This window comes from Mucilaginibacter sp. (genome assembly GCF_028288105.1).
GTDB lineage: Bacteria > Bacteroidota > Bacteroidia > Sphingobacteriales > Sphingobacteriaceae > Mucilaginibacter.
The window spans coordinates 1-4,038 of record NZ_JAQBOI010000171.1; the positions used below are offsets into that span (position 1 = coordinate 1).

The window sequence follows — 4,038 nt, forward strand, 5'->3', positions numbered from 1 at the left end:
CAACTACCGTTCCAACTGTTAAGCCTTCCGGAGCTATCATGTATCGTTTTTCACCATCAACAAAATGTAACAGGGCTATACGTGCAGATCTGTTTGGATCATACTCAATAGTTGCAACTTTTGCCGGGATGTCAAATTTATTACGTTTGAAGTCAATCAACCTATATGCTTGTTTATGGCCACCACCCAGGTAGCGCATAGTCATTTTACCGCTGTGGTTACGTCCGCCCGATCTTGTGTTCGCAGATACAACCAACGACTTTTCAGGAACGTTTGTTGTAATATCCGAATTAGATACATCAATTCTGAAGCGGGTACCCGGGGTGACCGGTTTAAATCTCTTTACTGCCATGTCTTATATTATATATTGCTGTAAAAATCTATTGTTTCACCATCCTTCAGCGTGATGATGGCTTTCTTATACGTAGCAGCGCGGCCTGATACTGCACCTGCTTTTGTATTGCGGGTTTTAAGTTTACCTACGTATTTCATTGTGTTAACTGCTGTAACGTTAACACCATACATAGCCTCAATAGCGCCTTTGATCTGAATTTTGTTGGCTCTGTGATCCACTTTAAACGCATAGCGATTAAGTTTCTCAGTTAGTTGAGCTACTTTTTCAGTAAGTAAGGGTTTCTTTAAAATTTCCATAATTACTTAGCTAATGCTTCCTCCAAAGTTTTAACAGCGCCTGTAGTTAAGATTAGTTTACCAGCGTTTAACACATCATAAGTGTTAAGCTGCTCAACCGAAATAACCTTAGTTTTCTTCAGGTTCCTGCTTGATAAATACACGTTGTTGTTTTCTACACCTGCTAATACTAATAACGTTTTATCGTTAGTAACATTCAGGTCAGCTTCCATTTTAATGTATGTTTTGGTTTTGATAGCATCAAAGTTGAAATCTTCCAGAACCAATATATTGTTATCCTTTGCTTTGTATGATAAAGCTGATGCACGGGCTAATGATTTAAGCTTTTTGTTTAATTTAAAGCTGTAATCGCGCGGCTGCGGGCCAAACACACGTCCACCACCATTAAATAATGGAGATTTGATGCTACCTGCACGGGCGCCGCCTGTACCTTTTTGTTTATGTAATTTGCGGGTCGAACCTGCAATTTCATTACGTTGTTTTGATTTGTGCGTACCCTGGCGTTGGTTAGCTAAGAACTGCTTTACATCTAAGTAAATAGCATGATCGTTAGGCTCTACTCCGAATACGGACTCAGGCAGTTGCACCTTGGCACCTGTTTCTTTACCTGATAGATTTAATACGTTGATTTCCATCTTATTTATCCACTATTACGAATGAACCCTTAGCTCCGGGGATAGAACCTTTAACCACGATTAAGTTTTGCTCGGCAAATACTTTAACCACTTCAAGGTTTTGCACTTTAACACGAACGTTACCCATTTGACCAGCCATACGCATGCCTTTAAATACACGTGAAGGCCATGAAGAGGCTCCTAATGAACCTGGGGCACGTAAACGATTGTGTTGACCGTGAGTTTGCATACCCACACCACCAAAACCGTGACGCTTTACAACACCCTGAAATCCTTTACCTTTTGAAGTACCTACTACATCAACGTAATCGCCGGCGGCAAAAATCTCAACAGTAACAGTGTCACCAAGAGCTTTTTCGTCTTCGAAAGTTTTAAATTCAACTAATTTACGTTTTGGAGTAGTACCGGCTTTTTGGAAATGGCCTTTTAACGGACCAGAGGTGTTTTTTTCCTTCTTCTCGCCATATGCTAACTGTACAGCTGCATATCCGTCTGTTTCTACAGACCTGATTTGGGTTACTACGCAAGGGCCAGCTTCGATTACAGTACAAGGAATATTTTTCCCCGCTTCATCGAAAATGCTGGTCATTCCTACTTTTTTACCAATAATTCCTGACATTTTCTTTATTTTATTTGTGCCCATCGAAGCAGTAGGGCTTCGTTCAAGGCATATTATTTCCCCCTTAAGGGACGGCAAAGATAGAAACTTTACATTAATTTTCAAATAGTTAGTAAGTTATTTTTAAATAAATATTCGGTAACCCATTTTATGATTTATAATAATGATTATTAGGCTACTGCTTGTGTATTAAAACCGATGACGTATATTTACCAATTACACCTAAATCTATATTATGGCTTGGGGCATATCTCCACGTAAAATTGCAGTCATCCCCCTTAACGAGTATAGTGCCGATCACTATCTTACACTCATTTATCATGCGTTTAACAATCTTGGCTGGCATATAGATTATTTTAACAACGATGGTATTATTGCTTATACAAATATATCATGGGCTTCATACGCCGAAGAGGTTTCGGTACACATAGTTAATAACCAGGCTATTATTAAAAGTGAATGCGTTGGCTACCAGGCGCTTTTCACAGATTACGAAAAAAACGAGAAAAACCTTGAATTGCTATATGGCGAAATTACCTATGTAGAATACCATTTGAAGCAAAACCTGCAGGAAACTACGCAGGAACTAATGGATAATATCCCCGACCGGCAGTTTATTAGCTTTGATAACCCACCATTGGGCTATAAAGAAAAACTTCGAAGCTTTTTATCGGCCTTCACTCCTACTAAAGGCTACACTATAACACCTGTATTGGTTTTATCAAATATCGCGGTTTATTTAATATCTATGGTAATTATGGCCGCCATGGCTGTAGTTTTATCGATGCAAACCGCCCAACACCATGATAATCTTCAAAACTTAAACAACTGGGAAGATATCTATTTATCGCTCGGATTTGGTAGCCGTACACAGGTACTTAGCGGGCAGGTATGGCGCCTGGTTACTAATACGTTCCTGCATTTTTCTATAATGCATATTGCAGGTAATATGATAGCGCTTATTTACATTGGCTCGCTTATAGAGTGCAAGTTGGGTAAATGGAACTATCTGTTTATTTACCTTCTTACAGGAGTGTGCGCCAGTATTACATCGGTAATATGGCGTGACCAAGGTATAAGTGCCGGGGCCTCGGGCGCTATATTTGGATTGTTTGGTGTGTTACTTGCCTTACTTAGCACCACCTTTTATGAAATTAACGCCCGCCGTGCATTATTAATAAGCACTACCATTTTTGTTGCCTATAATATTATACCTATTGGCCGCCAAATTGATCATGCCGCACATTTTAGCGGGTTGATATCGGGCTATGTTTTTGGATGGATCGCATATTGGGGAATAAAGTATCAAAAACAAAATTTAGTCGCCGCAGCTGCATTGTTAATTACGGTTGTATATACCTCAACCTGTATCTGGCTTGCACCTATTTATGAATTGAAGGAACTGCAACGGCTAACAGACCGTACCCAAAAATTATCAATGGCGCTAAACAATGATTTTTATAAAAATTATGAGCTTACGCACGATCAGCGTTTAGTCATGTTTAAGAACAAGGCCCTGCCCGAGATAGATTCTCTCAGCAAAGTTGGGATACGAATGGATAAGCTCAGTCTACCCAAAAAGCAAAAACAAGTAGCTACAATAAAATCAAAAATTATACTTGAGGAGTGTAAGCTCTATACTTTAATTTATAAAGAATTCATTGATAACGATCGCGTTAAATATCGAAACGAAATTAACAGTGCAACTCAAAAAATAAACACTTTACGTACTGAATGGGGAAAAATTGAGGAAAGCAGTGACTAATGCCTTTTACCCCAACACTCCTACCCCGTCATCAGCCTTCTTATCAACTCGGCGCTTTGCTTGTTGCCTTCTTCCAGCCTGCCTTGAAAGAATGCCTGTACCTCGTTAAAATGCTTCTTGTAGCCTTCCATATCGCCGTAACCTATTATAGACGACCACTCGCGCACTGCCGAATGAAACTCTAAATCGTCGCCACGGATAGTTTTATCGTATAAGGCCGCCTGGATAGATTCTTCCAATAACTCTTCGTCTTTAAACAGATATTCAGCAATACCTAAGCGCAGGCGGAACGGTGGTGTCTGGCAGATCAAGTTATCATACGGGTTAACCCCTAAATGGTACCAGGCATCAACCATACTTAATATACT

General features: G+C 39.7%; 4 protein-coding genes and 2 pseudogenes. 1 reads left to right on the plus strand and 5 read right to left on the minus strand.

The window, feature by feature from the left end:
• The 4 genes and pseudogenes from rplB to rplC all read right to left on the minus strand — a co-directional run.
• Positions 1–352, minus strand: a pseudogene (rplB, locus tag JWQ85_RS11890) (50S ribosomal protein L2); the annotation flags it as partial.
• 8 nt (positions 353–360) lie between these two features.
• Positions 361–651: a 50S ribosomal protein L23 gene (gene rplW / locus JWQ85_RS11895; protein ID WP_121245911.1), complete on the minus strand. Its 291-nt coding sequence runs from the start codon at positions 649–651 to the stop codon at positions 361–363.
• Between the two features lie 2 nt (positions 652–653).
• Positions 654–1,286 (minus strand): 50S ribosomal protein L4, encoded by a 633-nt coding sequence (gene rplD / locus JWQ85_RS11900; protein ID WP_256540996.1) that lies wholly within the window; start codon positions 1,284–1,286, stop codon positions 654–656.
• A gap of 1 nt (position 1,287) precedes the next feature.
• Positions 1,288–1,905, minus strand: a complete 618-nt coding sequence (gene rplC, locus JWQ85_RS11905; RefSeq protein WP_129876531.1) for a 50S ribosomal protein L3 — start codon at positions 1,903–1,905, stop codon at positions 1,288–1,290.
• 235 nt (positions 1,906–2,140) lie between these two features.
• On the opposite strand from rplC, the gene JWQ85_RS11910 reads away from it, so the two are divergent.
• The gene (locus tag JWQ85_RS11910; protein WP_299468186.1) at positions 2,141–3,670 is read left to right on the plus strand and encodes a rhomboid family intramembrane serine protease; all 1,530 of its coding nucleotides are present in this window, start codon (positions 2,141–2,143) and stop codon (positions 3,668–3,670) included.
• Between the two features lie 20 nt (positions 3,671–3,690).
• Here JWQ85_RS11910 and JWQ85_RS11915 read toward each other — a convergent pair.
• Positions 3,691–4,038 (minus strand): annotated as a pseudogene (locus JWQ85_RS11915) (prephenate dehydrogenase); the annotation flags it as partial.